This window comes from Bacillus sp. FJAT-27445 (genome assembly GCF_001510665.1).
GTDB lineage: Bacteria > Bacillota > Bacilli > Bacillales > Cytobacillaceae > Bacillus_D.
Window position 1 is genome coordinate 290,102 of sequence record NZ_LMTI01000001.1, and the last position, 22,926, is coordinate 313,027.

General features: G+C 41.5%; 16 protein-coding genes, 1 tRNA gene and 1 pseudogene. 12 read left to right on the plus strand and 6 right to left on the minus strand.

Annotated features, from left to right (window positions below):
• Positions 1-177: 177 nt before the first annotated feature.
• The gene (locus AR337_RS01420) at positions 178-888 is read left to right on the plus strand and encodes a cytochrome c biogenesis CcdA family protein (RefSeq protein WP_059170224.1); all 711 of its coding nucleotides are present in this window, start codon (positions 178-180) and stop codon (positions 886-888) included.
• 120 nt (positions 889-1,008) lie between these two features.
• Positions 1,009-1,491: a CcdC family protein gene (locus AR337_RS01425; protein ID WP_059170225.1), complete on the plus strand. Its 483-nt coding sequence runs from the start codon at positions 1,009-1,011 to the stop codon at positions 1,489-1,491.
• A 62-nt stretch (positions 1,492-1,553) separates the two neighbouring features.
• Here the strand turns inward: AR337_RS01425 and AR337_RS01430 are convergent, their stop codons facing one another.
• Positions 1,554-1,979: a DUF2621 domain-containing protein gene (locus tag AR337_RS01430; protein WP_059170226.1), complete on the minus strand. Its 426-nt coding sequence runs from the start codon at positions 1,977-1,979 to the stop codon at positions 1,554-1,556.
• Positions 1,980-2,115: 136 nt separating this feature from the next.
• Between AR337_RS01430 and AR337_RS22970 the strand changes: the two genes are divergently transcribed.
• Positions 2,116-2,212: transfer RNA gene (locus AR337_RS22970), tRNA-Sec, on the plus strand.
• A gap of 151 nt (positions 2,213-2,363) precedes the next feature.
• Positions 2,364-2,668: pseudogene (locus tag AR337_RS22975) on the plus strand (DNA cytosine methyltransferase); the annotation flags it as partial.
• A gap of 311 nt (positions 2,669-2,979) precedes the next feature.
• Here AR337_RS22975 and AR337_RS01440 read toward each other — a convergent pair.
• Together AR337_RS01440 and AR337_RS01445 are read right to left on the minus strand one after the other, a co-directional pair.
• Positions 2,980-3,393 carry a hypothetical protein gene (locus AR337_RS01440; RefSeq protein WP_059170228.1) on the minus strand — a complete coding sequence of 138 codons (414 nt, stop codon included), beginning with the start codon at positions 3,391-3,393 and terminating at the stop codon, positions 2,980-2,982.
• Positions 3,390-3,758, minus strand: a complete 369-nt coding sequence (locus AR337_RS01445; protein WP_059170229.1) for a DUF6864 domain-containing function — start codon at positions 3,756-3,758, stop codon at positions 3,390-3,392. Before AR337_RS01445 ends, AR337_RS01440 begins: the two co-directional genes overlap by 4 nt.
• 131 nt (positions 3,759-3,889) lie before the next feature.
• On the opposite strand from AR337_RS01445, the gene AR337_RS01450 reads away from it, so the two are divergent.
• Complete coding sequence (locus AR337_RS01450) at positions 3,890-4,159, plus strand: hypothetical protein (protein WP_059170230.1); 270 nt, start codon at positions 3,890-3,892, stop codon at positions 4,157-4,159.
• 701 nt (positions 4,160-4,860) lie between these two features.
• Entirely contained in the window at positions 4,861-5,316 is a 456-nt protein-coding gene (locus tag AR337_RS01455) for a hypothetical protein (RefSeq protein ID WP_059170231.1), read from the plus strand.
• A 918-nt stretch (positions 5,317-6,234) separates the two neighbouring features.
• Here AR337_RS01455 and AR337_RS01460 read toward each other — a convergent pair.
• A complete protein-coding gene (locus tag AR337_RS01460; protein ID WP_059170232.1) occupies positions 6,235-7,005 on the minus strand; it encodes a DUF4393 domain-containing protein in 771 nt (256 codons plus the stop codon).
• 578 nt (positions 7,006-7,583) lie between these two features.
• A complete protein-coding gene (locus tag AR337_RS01465) occupies positions 7,584-8,234 on the minus strand; it encodes a GDSL-type esterase/lipase family protein (protein ID WP_059170233.1) in 651 nt (216 codons plus the stop codon).
• 567 nt (positions 8,235-8,801) lie between these two features.
• Between AR337_RS01465 and ftsZ the strand changes: the two genes are divergently transcribed.
• The 3 genes from ftsZ (at position 8,802) to AR337_RS01485 (ending at position 14,055) form a co-directional block, all read left to right on the plus strand.
• On the plus strand, positions 8,802-10,064 hold the full coding sequence (ftsZ, locus tag AR337_RS01470) for a cell division protein FtsZ (protein WP_059170234.1): 1,263 nt from the start codon (positions 8,802-8,804) through the stop codon (positions 10,062-10,064).
• A 360-nt stretch (positions 10,065-10,424) separates the two neighbouring features.
• Positions 10,425-12,473 (plus strand): glycoside hydrolase family 3 N-terminal domain-containing protein, encoded by a 2,049-nt coding sequence (locus tag AR337_RS01475; protein ID WP_059170235.1) that lies wholly within the window; start codon positions 10,425-10,427, stop codon positions 12,471-12,473.
• A gap of 433 nt (positions 12,474-12,906) precedes the next feature.
• Positions 12,907-14,055: a saccharopine dehydrogenase C-terminal domain-containing protein gene (locus AR337_RS01485; RefSeq protein ID WP_059170237.1), complete on the plus strand. Its 1,149-nt coding sequence runs from the start codon at positions 12,907-12,909 to the stop codon at positions 14,053-14,055.
• Positions 14,056-14,153: 98 nt separating this feature from the next.
• Here the strand turns inward: AR337_RS01485 and AR337_RS01490 are convergent, their stop codons facing one another.
• Positions 14,154-14,993 carry a polysaccharide deacetylase family protein gene (locus tag AR337_RS01490; protein ID WP_059170238.1) on the minus strand — a complete coding sequence of 280 codons (840 nt, stop codon included), beginning with the start codon at positions 14,991-14,993 and terminating at the stop codon, positions 14,154-14,156.
• Between the two features lie 152 nt (positions 14,994-15,145).
• Between AR337_RS01490 and AR337_RS01495 the strand changes: the two genes are divergently transcribed.
• The 3 genes from AR337_RS01495 to AR337_RS01505 all read left to right on the plus strand — a co-directional run bounded on the left by AR337_RS01495 (position 15,146) and on the right by AR337_RS01505 (position 22,365).
• Positions 15,146-16,375, plus strand: coding sequence for a putative glycoside hydrolase (locus tag AR337_RS01495; protein WP_059170239.1), 1,230 nt, complete (start codon positions 15,146-15,148; stop codon positions 16,373-16,375).
• 571 nt (positions 16,376-16,946) lie between these two features.
• On the plus strand, positions 16,947-17,372 hold the full coding sequence (locus AR337_RS01500) for a hypothetical protein (RefSeq protein ID WP_059170240.1): 426 nt from the start codon (positions 16,947-16,949) through the stop codon (positions 17,370-17,372).
• A gap of 97 nt (positions 17,373-17,469) precedes the next feature.
• Positions 17,470-22,365, plus strand: a complete 4,896-nt coding sequence (locus tag AR337_RS01505; RefSeq protein ID WP_059170241.1) for a DUF4132 domain-containing protein — start codon at positions 17,470-17,472, stop codon at positions 22,363-22,365.
• Positions 22,366-22,926: the final 561 nt, after the last annotated feature.

Below are 22,926 nucleotides of genomic sequence, written 5' to 3' on the forward strand. Positions count from 1 at the left end.
CCTCATTATGGTAATTAATTCAAAAGATTTTTGTAAAAAAATATCCAATACGTTTCTACTATGCAAACAATTACAAACTTGGCTGGCTGACACAAAACGTTCAATCCAAAACATATCCTTTTAGTTGGGGAGTTTGTTAGAATAAAAGAAGAACACACAAGAGTAGGAGTTGGATCCATGGCTACTGATGTTAACGTATTCCTCGCGCTCGGAGCTGGCTTTATGAGCTTTATTTCGCCGTGCTGCCTGCCTTTATATCCCGCATTCCTATCCTATATTACAGGGATGTCCGTAAGCGAGCTTAAAGGCGAAAACGGGATGATGCAAAGGCGCAGTATTATTCATACAATCTTCTTCTTGATCGGTTTTTCGTCCATCTTTATCATGATGGGATTCGCAACGTCCTTTATCGGAGAATTTTTGTTCCAAAACCAGGAACTTATCCGCAGGATCGGCGCTATTTTCATGATTCTTTTCGGATTGATGATTGTCGGCGTTTTCCAGCCGAAATTTTTAATGAAAGACAGAAAGTTCGAATTTAAAAACAGGCCTTCAGGCTATGCGGGAACAATCCTGATTGGGATGGCTTTCGCCGCAGGCTGGACGCCATGTACCGGGCCTATCCTTGGCGCTGTCCTTAGTATGGCCGCAACAAATCCCGACTCAAGCATGGTACTCATGATTGCCTATGTCCTTGGGTTTGCGATTCCGTTCTTCATACTATCCTTCTTCGTTGGCCGCATGTCCTGGATCAAGCGCAATTCTATCAAAATCATGAAAATTGGCGGTTACGTCATGATCGTAATGGGAATTATGCTGTTCTTTGACTGGTTGACACAAATCATTATCGTGCTTACTAATATGTTTGGCGGATTTACAGGGTTCTAAGGGATTTTTAATAGAGGAAAGTCCTTTATTAACGGCATTAGCCTAAGTCAGTGCACATGAAATCCCTTGATTTTTGTAGTATAATTACAATGTTAATCTTACTAGAATGGGATGAGACAGATGAATCTAGTTCTCGCTTCTTCAATCGGCGCGGTTGGCATGGCAATGCTTGCGATGTTCGTCCGGATGAAGGCTGCCAAAAAGCCCGCTTCCATCAAGAAAATTATCCTGCCCCCGGTATTCATGAGCAGCGGGGCGCTAATGTATATCGTACCGCAATTCCGGGTGACTCCATTGGAAATCACCGAAGCGGTCATCATTGGAATGCTGTTTTCGATACTTTTGATCAAAACCTCTGCGTTTGAAATCAAAGGGAACGAAATCTATTTAAAGCGTTCCAAAGCGTTTTTCTTTATCCTCATTGGCCTTTTTGTTGTTAGGATTGTTATGAAGGCCGTTCTAAGCACGACAATCGATTTCGGGGAAGTGTCAGGCATGTTCTTCCTACTGGCATTCTCAATGATTGTCCCGTGGCGGATTGCCATGTACAGGGACTTTAAGAAGCTGCAAACAAAACTGATGAATAGCAAACAGCCGGCTTAAGGTGAGCCGGCTGTTTTTTTATTTTGGGGGATTAGAAAAAGCCGCCAATGGCTGGCGGCTTTCTAAAAATAATGCTCAAACGGCGTCATATCAATCTGCTTTTCCTTGAGATGCTTTCGTAGGAACTTATGGTCACGCTTCGGCGTTGCCAGGATATAGCCCCTAATCACCAGGTCCTGGTCAATCCGTTTCACCTTTTCGTTCAGCGCCAACTCACCAATCTTGCCAGCAATTTTGTGTCTGGCAACATCGCGGAACAGCTCCGGAACAGGCGAAACCAAATCCTCAAGAAAATGCTTTTGCTCCTCGGGCCATAAATGGCGCGACTCGTTCACATAGTATTCTTCCCAATCCATGATGGACTTGCCATCTTCCTTGGGCAACTTTTTCAAAAACTTACGGAACATAAAATACCCGCCAATCGCAAACAACCCGATCAACGTAAATCCCCAGAAAAATATAAACCACTGGGCCCAAATGTTTTGCATACCCCTCACCTACAGAACGTATTTGTCTCCCTCTATTATAGGGTCAATCAGCAAAATATGACAAGACTTAGACATTTGTAGCAAAACTATAGCGGCAATAGGGAATACTTGATATAATGAGTACTGTCTTCAATACGGGGCTGAATGGGGTACTGGTGTCCTCCACGGTCTTCAAAACCGCTTGTGACCTGCGTGCCAGGTCAGGTGGGTTCGATTCCCACACAGTCCCGCCATAGTATCCTATACAATAAAAATTAAGCCTCAAACCCTGTCATATCAAGTGGTTGAGGCTTTTTCTTATTTTTCAGAATCCTAAACAATCCGATTGTTTTTTTAAAAGTTCTATAGGAAATTGTTTTCGACGACCGGCCAAAGGCTGACACATCATTCTTGATTAAATACTACGAACAAGGGACAGGCAAGCCCGTTGACGAGCCACTTGATACCAATACCGCAAGGCCAGATTTGGACTTGTAACCATCAAGGGAGTGGATTATCAGAAAACCGACATTCTACTTAGGATGCTGGAGCCACATGAATTATTCGCTGCACAGGGATTTCCGGCCAATTACATTATCAATCGGGACTATACAGGTAAGGTTTATCCGAAAACCCAGCAAGTCGCCAGGTGCGGTAACGCGGTTCCTCCACCATTTGCAAAATCCTTGGTCCGGGAGAATTTGCCCTAGTATTGTGTTATGCATAACCGTTATAAAACGGCCTTCGGGGATTAGGAGGGAAGAACATTCTAAAGTACACGGAATTAAATGATGAAGCACAGCGTGACGAAAGGGAAAACTTAATTGAAGATTCCGAGGTTTTCCAGTTTGAAAACAGCATGAACAGCCACAGGAAAGCACATAGGGACTTGTTTTCCCACAACGAGGAGAACCTGTTTGATGAAGCCGGTATCCTCGTCTCTCAGGGCGGCTGTTATGAGGGATGACGACTTAATAAGTAAAACATATTCTTCAACCTTAAACCAACAGTATTTGTCGGTTTAAGGTTTATCGCTCAAGTTTTGAGACATACTTTTAATCTTTTGAATAATATTTTTTATATCTCCTGATTTTCTAAATTTAATTGCAAAGAATGCAGATTTTAATAACCAAATAAAACAATAAAAGCTACCGATGATGAATAAAGCACTCCAAATTTCAGGTTTTACCCCAATAAAGTTTTTAAAATCTGCAGTTAAAAGACTTGTTATTAAGCTTAATAAGAGACTTCCTGGAGTAACCCAATCATTCTTATCTTTAAGAATTTTTTCATGATCCCTTAAGCAGATTTCCAACTTATCTTCCGTTGTAATTAGTATTTCCTGTCCTAAAGCGGCATGGATATTTGAACTGTCTATTAGCGTCTGATTTAAATTTATTCCGGATCCTCTTTGATTAGGAGGCGATATCGTCATAACTTTAACTCCTCTTGGCTAAGATAAATGGAATAATGAAGTGTTTTATCACCTTCATTAAAGGTGGAAACCCGAAAATTTAAATATATGAAACTATTATTTATACTCCCGATATTTAGGGGAGATTTACTTCCTTGCCCTAAAGGATTATTGAAATTATATAAATTTAATATCAGAGTGCTACTATTTGGTGAACTGGCAGTTATTTTTGGTTCAGAGATATTAGGCGCGTCGATAAAATCAAATATGAATTTAAAGGGAATCCCTTTTAAATCCACGTTAATTTCAATAGGATTTTTATTAAATTGAATAAGGAGACCTGAAGAAACAATCTCCGAAGTTCCAGAAAAAAAAGTATTGTTCATACGCTTAGCACCTCTTCACAATTTTGGTAATCTATTGAGTTTAATGAAATTATGACATAAACTCCTAAATTTGTGAAAGAAAATTTAGGAAACAAAATAATAGTTCTGTGACATGAAAAGAGAGTGATGAAATGTCAAAACGGCATGTATTTGAAGAAGCAGAGTTTTATATCACGGCTGAGATGAAAATAAATGTATTCAGCTGTCCGGAGTGTGGATTTTCTTTTGATTCACAGCATGAATGTGATGATGAACTTGGGGGATGTGAATGTCCTTTGTGTGAGCTTGCAGATCTTGAAGGAATAATTAAACAACAGACAAATGAGATTGATCAATTAAAAACACGTTTACAGTTTAAACAGGAGCGGATCAATGGATTAATCATGCACCAGTTGGACTGATCCTAAACCACCTTATATGGATCTAGATGATTAGAAGGCTAAGAAGGAGCTATTTCGCCTTCTTAGTAAGTTAAAAATTGAGAATGCTTTATCTGGCCTTACTGAACGGGAAAGAGAAAATATACCTAATGTCTAGGGGTAATTGTATACCTTATACGCAAATTGTTATGAAATTAGCAAGGGTGCAGTCCAAAATAGTATAAGAAGAGCAGATCATAAACTTGTTAAGCATATAAATGAAAGCTTGTTTTGTGTGGTATAAGAATATACAAGGAGGGCAGACATGGTTCAAACTCACCTAATCAGTTCAATGGTTTTAGTAACTACAAATGATCAGTTCATGATTATTCTTTGAGAAAAAATGTACTGCCCATTTCCCGCAACAAAGGAAAAATACAACATTTTTTATAATATTTTAAATCATTGTTATGAAAAACAGACTGGCTCCAGACTTTAATCTGGAGTCTTTTATTTGCCTATACATTTGCCACTATATAGTATAGACAACTATACCAATTGCTCCATTCCTGGTTGAGGCTGACTTAGCCATCGTCAGACTGCAATTTCTCCTTTCACCCGTGACTGCTGCGGTTAAGGTTTGAATTGCAGCTGTTGCCATCCGCCGAAATAAAGATGGTTTAATTGCAAGGAAGGAAATCCTTACCATTTTGTTGAATTTGAACATGAAGGAGGGAAAAAATATGAATCCATTAATTGAAAATATTCTAATTGGTCTTGGTACAGGACTTATTTCTGGTTATGTATCAAGTACTATAGTAACTGCTAATTTCACCAAGAGAGAGAAGGAACATCAATGGAGGAGAGAGCTTAGTAACGACAAACAACAGATGGTCAGATATTTAGACCTAATCCAATTTGAATTAAACTTAATAAGCTCTAAATTAAACAATGGTGAACAGGTTGATTTTTCTTCGTTAGAGGAAAAGCTTGTTGATGAATTAAGAACTCCAAGTATGGTTGAGGAAAAGATAACTGAAGTATCGTTAAAACATATCAGTGGTACTAGGAAATTAATAGATGATATTCGAAAGGAACTTTCAAACAAGACTCTATCTGCATCTTCAATTAAGAAACTAGACTCGAGATTTATTCGAGCAAAGTTAGATGTTTTGCGTATTGAACCAAGAAAAAAATAGCTAATATAAGAAAAGCATCCTTTGGGGTGCTTTTTTATTTGGATATAGGTGAGCGGGCATGAAGAAGTGTATCAAATGTATATTCGTACATAGGCAGGATGGTAAGCCGGTATTCTGTCCGTTTCATCAGTGTGTAGTGCGTAATTGTCAACGAAAGAGGAGAAAAAGAATTGGGGCTAATGAGTAGGAATGAATGAATCTAATACAGTGTCAAGTGGTATATCATTCGGTTGTGCTTTAGCTATCTGCATCTCGTGGAGTTTTCACCAATCAATTCTGTGGGCGATTATACATGGAGTGTTCGGTTGGTTATACGTAATTTATTTTGCACATTAACAAGGTGATAGTAAGCCTGAATATAAAACCAGAGAACAGAAGAGGAAGTTTTATGACAGTGGAGAATACCGCAATGAAGTTCATGATGCTCAGATCCTGGCTGCCCGCGGTCAGAACGGTCTAACAACGACAAAAAGAAAGTTCTTCTATGAAGTAATCGCCAGTGTTGGTTTTGCAGAGGATTCTATCTTGCCGGTAACTACACAGGAAACCCTGTTTACTGGAATGGTAAATTCGATATTCGTAAATGTTATCCCGGCAGCTTTGGTATTTGGAAAAGCGGTTATAACCTTTCCTGTAGAATCAACGATAGCGTATAAATTCGCAGCCCACTTCCCTTTACCACTAATGAGAGGTTTTTAAAATAAATTAAGGTTTTAAAACGCACAATCGGATGAAATTGCGACGATTAAACAGTACTCAATAAAGAAGTTGTATAACTTGAACTTTATATGATGGCTGCTATTTCAGTTATCATTTCAGTTATCATTAATTTAGTCATCTTAAGAAAAATAACTGAAATAGCAGTAAAAGAGATTGGAAAAATTGAAAAAAGAATAAAAAATTATTCTGAACAAAATGCTAAGAGATAACGATATTGCCGAATTCCTCTCCTAAAGCAGTAAGTTCAATTTTTCCCTTATTTAACCTGACTGAATCGAAATAAAGGTCTCCATCCTTAATCGGCAATTTACTTTCGGCCTCTTTATATTCAGTGGACTGTAGAAAATTATCATATTGAACTGCGTATTGTGGCGCAATCAAATATGTATGTTGAGAAACTTCTATTAACCCCAATCTTTGTAAAGAATTAAGAGAAGCCAGATCATGGATAGGTTTGTTATTTAGTAACAATATATTCTTTAAATAATCTAAGCCTTCTTTGGTTATATCATTTTCTATCCTGATAGTTACCAATGGTAAGCGGTTTACTTTAGAAATTGTCTCAAATAAAGATGCTTCAATTGGTGATAAGTCTTTCAGGATTGAAGAAAAGGAGGGCTTAATTACATCATTTTTTCTATTATCTACAGTAGCTGAAATTAAATTTGAAAACATATCCCTTAATATTTCAGAATTCAATTGGTAAGAGCCATCTTCCACAGCCTTTAAGGTCAAACCAAGCTTAGATGAGTCTCTGTTTTCAACTGGTACAATATCTGTTTTGGTCCTAATTTTTGTTATAAAGTCTTCCATTTCTTTATCTTTTACAATGTTGTATTTCACCAACGGATCCAAGACTTTATGTGCAATGCCTCTAAATGCTTGTCCAATCAAATTGGTTGCTGGGTTAAGAGCTTCTTCCTTAGTTGAATCTGGGATTATCGAAAACAATTTAAAGCCATTAGACATATTTTTCACCTCCAATCTATAAATATTGTAAATCATTAACAGGTTTAGTGAAATATATTTTTTAGAAGGGTCTTTAGTGGCTCTATTTTTGTTGAAAGGGAACGTAACATATCGTTTATCTTTCTTTTAAAGCCATGCATCACCTTAGAAGATACTTAAAAAGCCGGAAGGACGATTGTGAGTACCTGTTTGTCACGGAACGCAGGCCCGCCCGGAAAATGGCAAATCGAACTATTCCAAAGAATCGTCGATAAGATTGAAAGCAGGGCAAAGATTACAAAATGATTGACTCCGCACGTAATGCGGTACTATGGCATTGGAAAACGGAGCGTACCTTTTTGAGCGAAAAATAAGATCAGCAAGACGACTCGCTTTTTGATTATTTGGAAATTTATACATACTGTTTCTTTTTCCCCATAGACCATGTGGTGTACGTAAAACAGACCGTGTAACCTCCTTTGATGTCGGGTTAAACCCCAACATCAAAGGAGGTTTTCTTATATCTAAACTAAGGAAAGGGAAAGGGGATATACATTTACATTGAAAAACGGAACTATAAATAATAATTGAACAAGCTTTTATAAATGGTCATAACCTAATTGATAAGCAACTTCAGCCATCACACGATAACCATTTGGGTTAGGGTGGGCCCTATCAAGCGAAAGCAGTTCGTTTTGCCGGCCAGAAAAAGCATGATAGACATCTACAACCCCTATATGAGGCTTCTTCGAAATCGTTTCAAGATGGGCGTTGAAATCCTGGATCCATCTGTCCGCTTCCGGAATCTTTGGAAAGGGATTGTAGAGATTCACAAGTCTAATGATATAAGAATTGTCTACTCCAGATTTTAATGTGTGTATTTCCTCAAGTATTTTGCCAATGTTGGCAGTGCTTTCGTCAAGTGCCTTTTTTAAGACCTGAGTGTCAAATGTAGCTAAAAAGACTTCAGCCGCATCTATCAAATCATTGCCACCTACAGTAATTGTAATGATATCGGCACTGGCAACATTAACCGCTACTTTGGGCCATGAGAAGAATTGCAATATTTCTCTTGAAGTGGCTCCAGTTTTTGCAAAAATATTGACATCGATTTGGCGGTTCAGTGCGTGTTCCGACAATGCTTTATACCGCCAAACAAAAGAAGAACACGGAAAAAGGGCAGTACCAATACCTACAGTCAATGAATCTCCCAAGGCAGTATATTGTAGGGCTCGTTTACCTTTTGACAAGACAATCACCTCCAAAGCAAACAGGGTTGTTCTATATCTTATGAGTGTGAAACTAGTATGATTAGGCAAAGAGAGCTATAACTCTAGTTTTAAAAATAATTTGGCCTTGCAAAAAGTGAAACTTAAATTTTGGTTAAATAGAATTGGAAAATCCTTAATGGGTAACTCCGCATAACTTGGCACGAAATGTCGGAATGGTGATTTCGGTTCCTGTTATTCTTAGCTTATTCTTGGGAGCTTTCCTTATCGCTCAGCTTCGACCAGGATAAGACGCTCCAGAAAAGGGGAGCTTTTTTCTGTTTTCGCTAAAGCCTACCCAAAAGACATGAGGTCACCGTTCCGGGTATTGTACATGCTTCCATTGTTAACTCGTCAGATTCCTGTTATCTGTAAACTCCTGCCAAGTCGCCAATGCATCACCCCTAAGAAGAATGGCACTTTATTCCTGTAAAATTACAGTCTTTTAACAAATCGCAGGATAGGACAGAATTCCCAAGCCGGTGTCGAATTTTATAGGTATAGAGAAAAATAGGGGGCAATATCTGAAGCTAATTGGGGGGACTATATATGTTAGAATTTGATACTTATATCGATCAATTTGCCACTATAAAGGTAATTGGGGTTGGCGGCGGCGGAAATAATGCCGTGAACCGGATGATTGAGGACGGCGTCCAGGGAGTGGAGTTCATTGCCGTGAATACAGATGCGCAGGCGCTCAAGATGTCAAAAGCGGAGGTCACGATGCAAATCGGCGGTTCGCTGACCAGGGGCCTGGGGGCGGGTGCGAATCCTGAAATCGGCAGAAAGGCTGTCGAGGAAAGCAGGCAGCAGATCAGGGATGCCCTGCAAGGTGCGGACATGGTGTTTGTAACGGCAGGAATGGGCGGCGGAACCGGAACCGGAGCCGCGCCGGAGATTGCCAAAATCGCACGCGAACTTGGGGCACTTACAATTGGAGTGGTAACTCGACCGTTCACTTTTGAAGGCCGCAAGCGGGCACAAAATGCGGCAGCCGGAATTGAAGAAATGAAAAAAGCTGTTAATACCTTAATCATCATTCCAAACCAGCGATTGCTGGATATCGTCGACAAGAGAACGCCAATGATTGAAGCCTTCCGTGAGGCGGACAATGTCCTCAGGCAGGGTGTCCAGGGCATTTCCGACTTGATCGCAGTGCCAGGCATGATTAACCTGGATTTTGCTGACGTGAAAACAATCATGTCCAACAAAGGAACGGCGCTTATGGGCATCGGTGTGGCTTCAGGCGAGAACCGTGCTGCCGAAGCTGCCAAAAAGGCCATCTCCTCGCCGCTGCTCGAAACAAGCATCGATGGCGCGAAAGGAGTGCTGATGAACATTACAGGCGGCACGAACCTCAGTTTGTTCGAAGTCCAGGAAGCGGCCGATATTGTGGCAGCCGCAACAGATGACGAGCTAAACATGATTTTTGGATCGGTCATCAATGAAAACCTAACAAAAGAAATCATGGTGACCGTGATTGCGACCGGCTTCAATCATGATGAGGAGGAAGCTCCACCGTCGAACACAACGCGCCGTACTGGAAACATTATTGCCTATTCCGGTGAGCAATACCAGGCTCAGTCGAGGCACCGAGAGCCTGTTGCCCATGAAGAATCGGGGTATTATGGCCAAGCCCAAAATTACAACCAGTCCGGCAGCTACAGCCAATCCGAAAACTACAGCCAAACAGGCAATCACAGCCAGCCGCCGGCCTACGAAGAGCCCGCGAGTTACGAACAGGGTAGCCAGCAGCAAGACGACTCTCTTGAAATTCCAGCGTTTTTCCGGAAGCGAAGCAGAAGGCGGTAAATAACGAACAAAAAGGCCAAATCATTTGCGATTTGGCCTTTTAAAATTGATACGCCACCGACCTGGTTTCCATCCTACTCCGCAACAAGCTGTCGGAGAAAAAGGAAGCAAAGGACTTTGATATGATTGACTGGCTATACGGGTATTATAGCCAAGGGGTAAATGCAAAAAAGGTTGGCAGCAAATTTAAAAAATCTTTGTTGAAGCAAGGGGAATTTTCCTTGCTTTTTTTTTATTTGAACGGGTGGAAGATAAAGATCCATTGAACTTACATTTTTTAATTTTTGTGGGATGAATTCTCTGCTGAAAAGGGACAGTAAAAAAGGTGGATATTATTTCTCAAGAAAGGAAGTGTTTTTAATGGATTTAAGACTGAATAAAATAATTTCTTCTTCTTTAGTAGTTTTATTAACGATTTCGTATTTGGTCCCGCAGGTGAGTGCGGAAAAAAGACAACAAACGGCGCCACCTGTAATTGATGCTAGAGCTAAACAGAAATTAACGGTTAATGGGAAGACTTTTAAGGATTTAAACGGGAATGGACAGCTAGACCCTTATGAAAACTGGCAGCTTTCCGATGAGGAACGGGTGCGGGACTTGATTTCGAAAATGACTTTGGAGGAGAAATCGGGACTGCTGCTTATTCCTGAGTTTCCTAAGTTCCAGGAAGGGAAGCTGGTCCTCCCGAATAAGATGATTAACCAGACTACCCGTTATTTCATTTTCCGTGAATTCCCGAGCGCGGATGTGATTGCAGGTTACAATAATCAGATTCAGGAAGCGGCGGAGGCAACAAGATTAGGAATTCCGGCCGTGATCATTTCAAATCCTCGGAATCATGTGGCGAATGCCCCCAATTTGGAGGCTCCAGGACAGTTTTCTTACTGGCCAGATTCTTTGGGTCTAGCAGCTACACACGATTTGAATCTTATTTCGGAATTTGCGCGAATTTCCGGAAGAGAGTTCAGGGCTTCAGGTATACGTAAACTATATGGATACTCAGCAGATGTGTCGACCGATCCAGAATGGCCAAGGATTGATGAAACCTTTGGTGAAGATCCAAGAATTATTTCAGATATCATTTTTAGAATTGTTAAAGGGTATCAGGGTGATATCCTTAATGAAAACAGTGTATCCACCACTGTGAGACATTTCCCAGGCGGAGGCGCGCGTGAAGAGGGGAAAGATCCTCATTTTGAAGAAGGCCAATACAATATCTATCCGACAAAAGGCAGTCTAGTGAGGTACCATATTCCACCTTTTCGGGCAGCGATTGAAGCCGACACGACGTCAATCATGCCTTATTATGCATATCCAAGTAATAAAAGTGCGGAGCAGGGCTTGCCACGGTTCAGTGCAGAACAGCAGTTTGAAGAGGTTGGCTTTGCAATGAACAGAAGCTTTATTACCGACTACCTCCGCGGCAAGCTGGGATTCCTCGGCTATGTCAACTCTGATACAAGTGCTGTCGTTGACAAAGCGTGGGGAGCTCTAAATCTGCCAGTCGAACAACGATTTGCGAAAGCATTGAACGCAGGAACGAATATTTTCTCTGGTGTTGCAAATCCAACACCAATTATTTCGGCCGTTAACCGAGGATTGGTAAGTGTAGATAGAGTAAACCGGTCTGCAACCTATTTGCTGACGGAGATGATGAAACTGGGCCTTTTTGAAAATCCTTATGTGGATCCGAAGAATGCCCTTACCGTTGCGAATGACCCCGCATCACAAGAACGTGCTGATTTGGCGCATCGCAAGTCCGTGGTCTTAATGAGGAATGACAATAATTTATTGCCATTAACGGATGAAAAAGTCCAAGGAGTAAGGCTTTATGTGGAGATGTTCCCTGGTGGAACGAATGGAGCAGCCACCCAAAGGCTTAGAGAAACAATCCGAAACTACGATAAGAATATTATGTTAACAGACAATCTGGAGAACGCAACGCATGCTCTTATCTGGATTATGCCGAAGCAAGACTTATTAAAACGCTTCCCTCAACTGTTAATCGGGCCTGAAACTGAAGTCAGCCAAATTGACAGAATCAATCAAATACAAAAAAGGGTTCCAACGATTACCGCTATCAACTTGAGGAGCCCATGGCTGCTCAATAATGTTGAGCCGAATGCTGCATCGTTTATTGGTACTTTTGGAACGAAGCCAGAAGCATTAATTGATGTGATCCGCGGCAAATTTAATCCTGTTGGGAAACTTCCTTTTACGATGCCCGCCAACCAGCAGGCAGTCGACAATGAAGTGGGGGATATCCCAGGATTCAGGGAAGATCCGTCCTATGTTTACCGTGCGAAGAGCGGAGATGCGTATATTTATAATTTCGGCCTCTCCTATAATACGGCAAGAAATGAGGGGAATGGCTTCTTCGACAGATTGAAGGATATTTTCGGTCAATAAATGAAGTAATCTTTTTTTAAAAAAGGAATACGTTCACTTCAAGTACAATAAGTATATGAGTGCATTAATTAGCAGTCCATTTGCAATTGGACTGCTTCTTTTTTGTGAGTTGATTGGAGCGGAGGGCACCGACTCCTGCGGGATGCAGTGGCAAGGTGGTGACCCCACAGGCGCCAGCGCCGAGGAGGCTCCACTGACGCCCCGCGGAAAGCGTGTGCCTGTAGCGGAAATCAACAGTTTGTTAAAACCACTTTTTGTGGTGAATAACCAAAAAATATAGAAACAGGATATTATTTATATTTATTTCCGGTTAAAAAAGCACATATCTTTTTATCAATTTTATGAATTTATAAATAAAGTAACTATTAAACTAAGTATATAGGTATTCGCATGGGTGATTCGATACGGGTTTTATTGAAAGGAAGGTGTGAAAATGAAAGTAGCTGTATTAGGGTCTGGATTAATGGGGAAAGAAGCAGCCCGTGATTTAGTGCAAAGTGTTGGAGTGGATGCAGTGGGATTGGCAGATATTGATTTAGAGCGTGCACAAAATGTATGCAATCAACTTCAATCATCAAAATTAAGAGCGTTTTCCGTAGATGCCGGGAACTACAATGAGCTGGCAAATTTTATTAGCCAATATGATGTCGTTGTTAATGCGCTATTTTATACCTTTAACGAGACGGTTGCGAAAGCGGCTATTGCAACAGGGGTATGTTCTGTTGACCTTGGCGGACATATCGGTAATATTACGGATCGCGTGTTGGAGCTTAATGAAAAGGCGATGGCAGCACAATCGACGATTATCCCTGATCTGGGTGTTGCCCCAGGTATGATTAATATTTTGGCTGGCTACGGCGCAAGCAAGCTCGATTATGTGAAGTCCATTAAGATGTATGTTGGCGGGATTCCTGCAAGGCCTGAACCCCCGCTTGAGTATAATCATGTTTTTTCAATGGAAGGATTACTCGATCATTATACCGATCCTTCATTAATCATTCGCAATGGAGTAAAGTTAGAGGTACCATCGCTTTCAGAGGTAGAAAAAATTTACTTTGAAAAATTTGGTCCCCTGGAAGCATTTCATACTTCGGGTGGAACCTCCACATTATCTTATTCATACCCATATTTACATGAATTGGAGTATAAAACGATCCGCTTCCAAGGCCATGCCGAAAAATTCAAATTGCTTGTTGATCTTAACCTTACCCGTAAAGATTACGAAGTCGATATTAAAGGGCAGCAAGTGAAGCCCAGAGACGTCTTGTTAAAGGTTCTTGCCCCGATTGTGGACTTAAAGGACAAAGATGATGTGGTATTGCTTCGCGTAATCGTCTCAGGAGAGAAAAATGGTCTGAAAACGACGTTCGAATATGAAATGACGACGTTTAAAGACCGTACAAATAATGTAACAGCGATGGCACGCGCGACTGCAAACACCATTTCCGTCGTAGCTCAAATGATTGGCAATGGAACGATAGCAAAGAAAGGGGTCCACCCACCGGAGCAGATCGTTCCCGGAAAAGAATATATCGAAGAAATGGCAAAAAGAAATATTGTTATCACGGAACACAAGAAATAGGATAACCTCATCAAACATTATTTCCCGAACCTTCCTCCAATATGGCGGAGGGGGTTTCATTTAATCTTGGTGGCTATATATAATCCTAACCTGCTATTCTATCCATTTTCTCTTTTAGGGACCTCAATCAAATCGGGATCGGCAACGGAATATCCTTTGGACTGCAGCCCTTTGACGATATCCTCAAGTGCGTCCTTTGTCCACTCGCGGTCATGCATCAAAAGGTTTGCCCCGTTGGTGAGGTAGGGGCTAGTGACCATGATTTCAGCCAAAGATTCGGAATTCTGGTATTGCTTCTCCCAGTCATAGCCATACGTCCAGTTCATCAGCAGCATGCCTTCCTGAGCGGCAATCTCTTTGGAATATTCCGTATTCATGCCGAAAGGAGCCCTGAAAAATGCGGGAGAAACACCGGTGATTTCTTTTACCCGGTTATTCAGGCTAACGATTTCCTTCTTCTGTTCCTCTTCGGAAATTTGCGTCAAGGTTGGATGCGAATAGGTATGGTTGCCAATGGCAAAGCCCATATCATGGATCTTTTTTAATCTTTCCTCTTCTTCGGGCGTATCAAGAAAATGCCCATTCACGAAAAAAATCGCTTTAACGCCAAGCCTGTTGAGAATCTCAGCCATTTCAAGCGAATGCTTGTCTGGGGCATCGTCGATTGTGAGCAGGACATTTTTTTCCTCTGACCCATCAAGCCGTTCGATCACCCAATTGGCCTCATTCAGCTTATAGACTGGCTGGGTTTCTTCGACAGTTTTCTCTGTGTGCTTTTCAATATCCTCTTCTTTGTCCTGAGGTTTTTCTACTTTTTCCGTTTCCGTCGCTTCCTCTGCGGGTATAGTTTCTGTGACTTGGGATTCATTGCTTTGCTTTGTTCCGCCGCATGCGGCAAGCATGGCAGCGGCAAATAAAACGGGAATAAATGATTTCATGCTGATTCCTCCATTATGCTGATTCTACTATCTGCATACCCACTGGAAAAGGGGGAAACTCAAACTTCTGCAATTTTTAAACGAAATTCGAAAAATTACCGAGTTTCGTCTTTAATATAGATAAAAGACTTACTAGAGGAGACATCATCGCAATGAACTACAAAACTCTTATCATCTTATTGGTTTCTTTCCTATTAATAGGATGCAGCAATCAGGAAAAAAGTACTGGCCAGCCACCGCCGACTGAGGCAAACATGCCCAAAAAATCAGAAAGTAAATTGGCTGAAAAGAAAGTGCCTGAAGGTGAATCAACCGAAAAGCGCGAGCCTGAAGGTTTTAATTCCCCATATTCTTTTGAATACCCGAAAGACGGTGTAAAAGGAATCTATGTGACCGGACCAACTGTGAGCGTTTCGAGATTCGATGAACTTCTGAAGTTCGTGGAAACGACGGAATTGAACAGCATGGTCATCGATATCAAGGATGATTTTGGTAAACTGCAATATCAGCCCGAAAAAGGCTCCCCATTTAAAGAGATTGGCGGCCCGTACATAAAAGATCCTGGCAAACTATTAAAAACCTTGGAAGAAAAAGAGATTTATCCAATTGCCCGTGTAGTCGTCTTTAAGGACAACCACCTGGCAACACAGAGGCCCGACCTTAGTTTTACGGAAAATGGTGAAGTGTGGAAAAACGGACGGGGCGAAAGTTTTGTTAATCCGTTTATGAAGGAAGTATGGGAATATAACGTGGGAATTGCCAAAGAAGCAGCCGAAATGGGCTTCAAAGACATCCAGTTCGATTATGTCCGTTTCCCGGAAGGTTTTGAAACAAGGGATAGCTCGCTTGAGTATTCCCAGGGAGATTACAGTCAGGTGGAAAAAGATAATGTCCAAAAAAGAGTCGATGCGGTAACCGATTTTGTCGCCTATGCGAAGAAAGAACTTGAGCCTTACAATGTAGATGTCTCGGTTGATATTTTCGGTTACGCGGCGACTCTTCCGGAAGCTCCGGGAATCGGGCAGAACTTTTCCAAAATCTCTGCCAATGTGGATGCCATCTCCAGCATGATTTACCCGAGCCACTGGACAAGCTATTTCGGCATTGAAAAGCCTGACCTGCAGCCGTACGAAATCATCAATGAGTACGCTAAGCATGAAAATAAGGTACTGGATGCATTGGAAAACCGCCCGGTCTCAAGGCCTTGGATCCAGGATTTCACCGCAAGCTATCTTGGACAAGGGAACTATAAAAACTACGGGAAAGCCGAAGTGGAAGCCCAAATCCGCGCCTTGAATGATAATGGAATCGACGAATTCCTACTATGGAATGCATCCAACCGCTATACAAAAGGGGTAGACTATACTCCTCTTAAACCATAGAAAAGCCCAAGCGCATTTGAACAATGTTTAAACTATGGGTTCCTGTGAAGAATACTTTTGGGATCTTTCCTTAGTGCTCAGCCCCGTCCAGCATAAGAGGCTCCATGACGCCTGCGTGACAGATCAGATGGGTTCGTTTCCCACACAGTCCCGTCAAATACACATAGTTACCGCACAGTCTTAATTGACTTGTGCGGTTTTTAGATTTAAAAAAAGGGGTTAGTATGAGCCTTTGTTAAAAGTCGAGGTTAATTTATAGCATCTCTGATTGGAGAAGAGGGAACTCGATTACCGCGTGTTCACCGGAATCCCCTGGGAAAGTTAGTGCCAGCGTCAATAAACCGGGGATCGAAAATGCAAGGATAGCTTAGGCGAAGCGATTACTTATAATATCCGTCGCCTCAAATTATGAAATGGTAACCCAGAAGTTAATAATTAATGTTATAACTCTAGGCTGTAATCGCACTTAAAGGTAGCTATCGGGGGATTTTAGTATAAGAAGGATTCCATACTGGATAGAGAAAATATTATAATATGTTATAACCACTCAAAATTACCGAGGTGATTACTTATGAACATTTACATATCAATGAAATCCCTGGCAAAACGTAAAAACTTCATCACCAAACAACCATACGAACTGCAAAAAAAACCAAACACACTAAGAGATTTCATTACCCAAGTCGTTACACAAAACGCCGAACAGTTCAACAACAAAGTTGGCAATCCAGAAATGCCACTAATAAATTTTCTTTCTAACCCAGATATTGAACATCAAGCCCAAGCCGGAAAAGTAGGCTTTCAAGCACTATATAATGAAAAGCAAGCAGATCTTACGAGGGCAATTGAAACCTCTATCCAAGCCTTTGAGGATGGATTATACCGAGTGTTCATAAGTGACGAAGAAGTCGAGGAGCTAGATACTCCACTAGAGGTAACAGAGAACGCCGAAGTTGTGTTCATACGCTTGACTTTGCTCACGGGCCGGATGTGGTAGGTTGAAAACCAGAGGGAAAACCAGAGGGACGGTTCCCATGGAACCAAAATTGAACCAGGAGAACCATCTCCAGGTGCAACAATAGGAGGATACGAAGATGATGTTAGAGCCAATTGGAATTTTTTTAAGAGATTATGAAACAAAGATTGAAAACCTTGATGAACAGGAACAAAAGTTAGCCAGACACATCCTAAGGTTCATGCAAACGGATTACTATAATCAAGACCGCCATATTCGTCGCTTCACTAAGACACTCAACGATCAAGCGGTAACAGACCAGGATAAGCTCAACGTGCTAGTGAATTTAACGCGGAACTTACTTGGCGATTACCACGCGACGGTCATGGAATACATTATTAATCACGCAACCGAGTTTTCTTATTCAACAGGCTATGATCGTAGACCATTCCGCACCAAAAATATAACAGCCCACCTAAACCGAATTGTTGAAAAGTTCGCCTCCCTCCACGATTTAGCAAAACACCAAGTAACCATCAAAGATATTCTTGCAAACCGGCACCATAACATTAACAACCAGGTAATAAGCGACCTGATTGCCTATGAGCTGGACCAACAAAACGACGACGTACTAAGCGCGCTAAAAGAGGCCATTTATGGTGACAATAACACAGCCCTCCTAACTAGAGAGGCTATAAAGGGAATGCTGCTCAGCCATCGTGAGGAAGCCTATACCATCATCGGCGAACTTCTTTTGGCAGCCAGGCTTCAAGAGGGCCTCCGTCAAAGCATTGTCGAAACCATGGATGAGGGTACACTGGCAGCAACAACCCACCTGCTTAACACAATCCTTGACAATAACTTAATCCGATATAGTTCCGTAGTTAGGGCAATCGACGTGTGGACTGGCTTATCCCTGGAAGCGGAGCAGTCCCGCGTCACCAAGCAAATGATTCAATACATCCATGATTGTTTAACAAATCCTAATCTCCGCAAGCAATGGTTGAAGAGTGATGACATGAATAAGCTTTACATTAGTCTATGGGCAAGTGCAGTGATCGAGGAGGAGGACCTCGAGCGCCAGGTTAACAAACTGATGGATCATGGTGAAACCTACCAAAAAGTTGTCGCTCAACAGTTGTTATCCCAGAGCCATAACAATTTGCTGAAGTACACGATTGCCTCCAGGCACCTTGATGTAACCGACCGTGAGCTCCAAATGTTTCTGCTTGCTAACTATTCATACGAGTGCTATTTTTCGTGGAACTGGAACCGTAAGACCAACCAGTATATTCATAAAATCGAGTTCGAACGCATTCCTGCACTTGAGGAAAGGTCTGAGCGTCTGCGTCAGTTCACTCTCTTAAAAACTATGCTAGATCATGCACCCAATAAAGAAATAAGCCTTAAATCCAGGGCTTTCAGTGGCTGGGAGGTAGCGTACTCTGCCGACATCATCGTAAAGAAAATGCTTTACCTGATTGCCTATGATATGGACCAGGAACTTATCGCGCAAATTATTGAGAAAAAAGACATGTACAACACAGAAACGAGAGGCTATTTACTAGATTGTTTTACAACCGATCCATCCAACGCTGCTCAACGGGAGTATATTTTTTCATGCTTATCTGATAAAAGCATGACGAATCGAGATAAAGCTATGACACGAATCCTGAATTTAACCCTCATGCCCAACGAAATAGACAAAGTTGAGGCAATCCTTAAATTAAAAACAGGAAACCTCCGTCAAAGTGCTATCAAGCTTTTACTTAAGTTAGAAGAAGAAAAAATGGAGGAATCACTAGACCGGCTTTTAATAAGCAAAAATGAACTCCAGCGGGTTAGCGGGCTCGAGATGATTTCAGAGTTAAAAGAAGCATCACCCGAAAATTTCAAGAGGCTAAAAGACAAATGGAAGATTATCAACGCTCCGACTGAAAAAGAAAAGCTGCTAATTGATAAGCTTTCCACAAAAGAGGAACATAGCTTAAAGAATGGTTTCGGTTTATACGACCCAGAAAAACAATACGAGTTACAATCTGGCCATATCCCCAAAGTCGAAGCCAGGAAGGTCTTCTCAACCGATATTTCAAGAATACAGGAAATCCTTACTGGCCTTTCCGAGTTAATTCACCAGCATCGCGAGCATGAATATGAAGTCGATTGGTATGGTTACAAGGAAACGTACTTAGTAGGCACAAGACTATCTCGGGTTCGTAACGCCGATATACAGGATAAGCGGGAGGGGATCGATGACCTGCCACTGGCAGAGGTTTGGAAGGACTTTTTTAAGACAATAAAATTCACGGCACCTGAGCTGATCGAGCTTCATGCCATGTTCAGATTAGAACTCGTATATCGGTATCGATATAAAAAGATTAACCACTGGGAAATGGACGAATATAAGAAGCCGAATGATTGGCGTAAGGAGTTTCTCGATACTGTTTATCCATTAGAGAAGGTAAAGGCCTTTTATACCTTTGCACCTGAGCTTCTTTATTATGAGCAGATGAAGGAAATTGTATCGTGGTATTTCCAGGACCTGAACAAAGAAGACATTTTCGATTTAGGAAGTGGGATGCTTCATACAATTATTGAGGCTATCCCTGAGGAGAAGCGGAAGTCGGAGCATCAAATGTATCAACTTATCGTATTCCCATGGCTAGAATGGGCAAAGGCTAATGTGTATGATGATGAATCGTATAAAATCTACTTCCTGCTTCTGTACAGGTTATACACTATCAATAATTTCAAAAGTTACGGTCCTGACCTTGAAGAGCTGGGCAGAGCATTTGATTTACGCCTAATCGACGAGAATGAACTGATGAAAGAGCTATTAGGAAGAGAGAATAGTAGAAATCACATTACAGAGCTAACAAATCCGAAGAAGGCCTTCACAAAATTATACCCTTCCATAGAGCCGGTAAAAGACAGGGTCGTTGCCCGTATCCTTAGTATTGAACTTAAGCGTGGTGACCTCCAAACAGAGGTAACTCCACATGCAACAGGTATCATGTATTACGAGGGCATGGAATATTTAATAACGATATTATCAGGGCTTGATAACGAATCGTTCGTCCGTGGCTATTTCTATTACTATGGCACTATGAATGTGACAAAGAAGGAAGCGTTAAGCCACTTGCTTAAAGTCTGCCACCCGAAACAAGGCGAGAACGAAGAACTACTGGCACAGCTTGTAAAAGAAAGGAACATATCTGACAAACGTTTACTTGAAGCTGCAATGTACGCGCCACAATGGCTGGATATTGTAGCTGCCTATTTAAAGTGGGATGGACTAAAGAGCGCGGCCTGGTATTTTCATGCACACACGAACGAATCTTTCTCTGCTGAAAAAGAAACAATTGTTGCGCACTATTCACCGATCACACCTCAGTCATTCCATGATGGAGCTTTTGACATAGATTGGTTCAAAGAAGCTTACGAGCAATTAGGTGAGGAGCGCTTCAATATTTTATATGATTGTGCAAAATATATTTCTGCAGGTGCCAATCATCGCCGAGCCCAACTTTTTGCTGATGCGACACTTGGTAAGCTAACTTTAAAGGATATGAAAAACTCTGTGGTAACGAAGCGGAACAAGGATCATTTGTTGTGCTATAGCTTGATCCCGATTGAATCAGTAAACAAGAATGACGTACTGGAGCGCTACGAGTTCATACAGAAATTTTTAAAAGAAAGCAAAAAATTTGGGGCACAGCGACGTGCTAGTGAAGCAAAGATTGTGGAGATTGCACTAGATAACCTCGCTCGAAATGCAGGGTATAAGGATGTAACAAGACTGCGGTGGGATATGGAAGCATTTAAAATGGAGGAGGTCATCCACGTCCTGGAGCCAGTGGAGATTGACGATATGACGGTTCAGGTAGTGATTGATGTAAATGGAAAGGGAGACATCAAAATCATCAGAAACAATAAAGAACTGAAATCCGTCCCAGCCAAATACAAAAAGCATGAATACATCTTGGAGCTAAAAGAAATAAACGCGGGGCTTAGGGAGCAATATAGCCGATCCAAAGCAGAGCTTGAACGTTCCATGGAGCTGGAAACCCCATTCACATTACAGGAACTAGTCAATATGATGAAAAATCCAGTTGTTGCACCGCTTGTAAAGAAGCTTGTATTTAAGGTTGATGACAAACTGGGCTTCTTTATCGGAGAACGGCTTCAAACTCCAACAGGGGAAAGCTATCAGCTTCAATCAGATGATAATGTTACCATTGCTCACCCGGTTCACCTATATGAAGGCGGAAGTTGGAGTGACTACCAAAAGTACATATTTGACCATCAGATTAAGCAGCCATTTAAACAGGTATTCCGTGAGCTATACCGACTTAATGCAGATGAAGAATCAGCGGGCACTGAATCCAGACGATATGCAGGACACCAAATTCAGCCGAAGAAAGCTGTTGCCCTCTTAAAAAATCGGAAGTGGACCGTTAATTATGAAGAAGGACTACAAAAGGTTTATCACAAGGAAAACATCATTGCAAAAATCTATGCAATTGCTGACTGGTTTTCACCCTCTGATGTTGAAAGCCCAACACTTGAAACAGTAGAATTCTTTGACCGTAACACTTATAAAAGCATAGAGTTAAGCAAAATTCCAAAAATCATCTTTTCTGAAACAATGAGAGATGTGGACCTGGTCGTAAGTGTTGCCCATGTTGGAGGAGTTGACCCAGAAGCTAGCCTAACAACCATTGAAATGAGAGCAGCCATCCTAAAGGAATCTCTAAGATTGATGAAGATTACCAATGTAAGAATCGAAGGGAATTTTGCTCTAATAAAAGGAAGCCTTGGGGAATATGGTGTCCATTTAGGAAGCGCCATGGCCTACAAGCAAGCAAGTGGAAACCTGTACATTCTACCTGTCCACTCTCAGCATAGGGGGAAAATCTTCATTCCATTCCTTGATGAAGATCCAAAAACAGCGGAAATCCTTACAAAGGTTATGATGCTTGCGGAGGATATGAAAATCAAGGATCCAAGTATATTAGAGCAGTTAAGAAAATAAGAAAGGTGCGAAGATTTAATAAGGTAAAGAAGTAGCCGGGATAAAAAACCCACAGAATTCGGGGAGTACTGGGCACTTTGGAGTGTGTGGCGAAGCTTGTATTAAAATAAATCCAAGAATAAATAAAAAGTGCCTGTAACTTCACCTATTCTAGTCCTTTATTCGACAGAATTCGGGGAGTGACAGCACTTTCATAAGAGTAGATTTTGACAAAGCATCAGTATTTCTGGGTACATGAAGGTACTAGAAAAACAGATGCTAGCAAACTTCAAAACCGCTTGTGACCTGAGTGCCAGGTCAGGTGGGTTCGATTCCCACAAAGTCCCGCCAAATTGTTAACCGCACAGTGAATCTTTTCACCTGTGCGGTTTTTTCTTTATATTCATAAGTGTTGGAGAACGATTTCTAAAATGGTTTTGTATGGGATGCTTTTATTTAAAAGGCAAAGGTCAATATTACCTACTAACTGGGCAGAGGTCATCGACTCATGCGGGCTCACCGAACGCTAGAGGAAAGAGAGTGCCTGGTACTGAAATCAACAGCCTACTTTACCCTACCCAT

Excerpts from the sequence above, each read along its gene's own strand:
- AR337_RS01420 (WP_059170224.1), top strand. The coding sequence starts at position 178 with ATGGCTACTGATGTTAACGTATTCCTCGCGCTCGGAGCTGGCTTTATG.
- AR337_RS01425 (WP_059170225.1), top strand. The coding sequence starts at position 1,009 with ATGAATCTAGTTCTCGCTTCTTCAATCGGCGCGGTTGGCATGGCAATG.
- AR337_RS01430 (WP_059170226.1), bottom strand. The coding sequence starts at position 1,979 with ATGCAAAACATTTGGGCCCAGTGGTTTATATTTTTCTGGGGATTTACG.
- AR337_RS01440 (WP_059170228.1), bottom strand. The coding sequence starts at position 3,393 with ATGACGATATCGCCTCCTAATCAAAGAGGATCCGGAATAAATTTAAAT.
- AR337_RS01445 (WP_059170229.1), bottom strand. The coding sequence starts at position 3,758 with ATGAACAATACTTTTTTTTCTGGAACTTCGGAGATTGTTTCTTCAGGT.
- AR337_RS01450 (WP_059170230.1), top strand. The coding sequence starts at position 3,890 with ATGTCAAAACGGCATGTATTTGAAGAAGCAGAGTTTTATATCACGGCT.
- AR337_RS01455 (WP_059170231.1), top strand. The coding sequence starts at position 4,861 with ATGAATCCATTAATTGAAAATATTCTAATTGGTCTTGGTACAGGACTT.
- AR337_RS01460 (WP_059170232.1), bottom strand. The coding sequence starts at position 7,005 with ATGTCTAATGGCTTTAAATTGTTTTCGATAATCCCAGATTCAACTAAG.
- ftsZ (WP_059170234.1), top strand. The coding sequence starts at position 8,802 with ATGTTAGAATTTGATACTTATATCGATCAATTTGCCACTATAAAGGTA.
- AR337_RS01475 (WP_059170235.1), top strand. The coding sequence starts at position 10,425 with ATGGATTTAAGACTGAATAAAATAATTTCTTCTTCTTTAGTAGTTTTA.
- AR337_RS01485 (WP_059170237.1), top strand. The coding sequence starts at position 12,907 with ATGAAAGTAGCTGTATTAGGGTCTGGATTAATGGGGAAAGAAGCAGCC.
- AR337_RS01490 (WP_059170238.1), bottom strand. The coding sequence starts at position 14,993 with ATGAAATCATTTATTCCCGTTTTATTTGCCGCTGCCATGCTTGCCGCA.
- AR337_RS01495 (WP_059170239.1), top strand. The coding sequence starts at position 15,146 with ATGAACTACAAAACTCTTATCATCTTATTGGTTTCTTTCCTATTAATA.
- AR337_RS01500 (WP_059170240.1), top strand. The coding sequence starts at position 16,947 with ATGAACATTTACATATCAATGAAATCCCTGGCAAAACGTAAAAACTTC.
- AR337_RS01505 (WP_059170241.1), top strand. The coding sequence starts at position 17,470 with ATGATGTTAGAGCCAATTGGAATTTTTTTAAGAGATTATGAAACAAAG.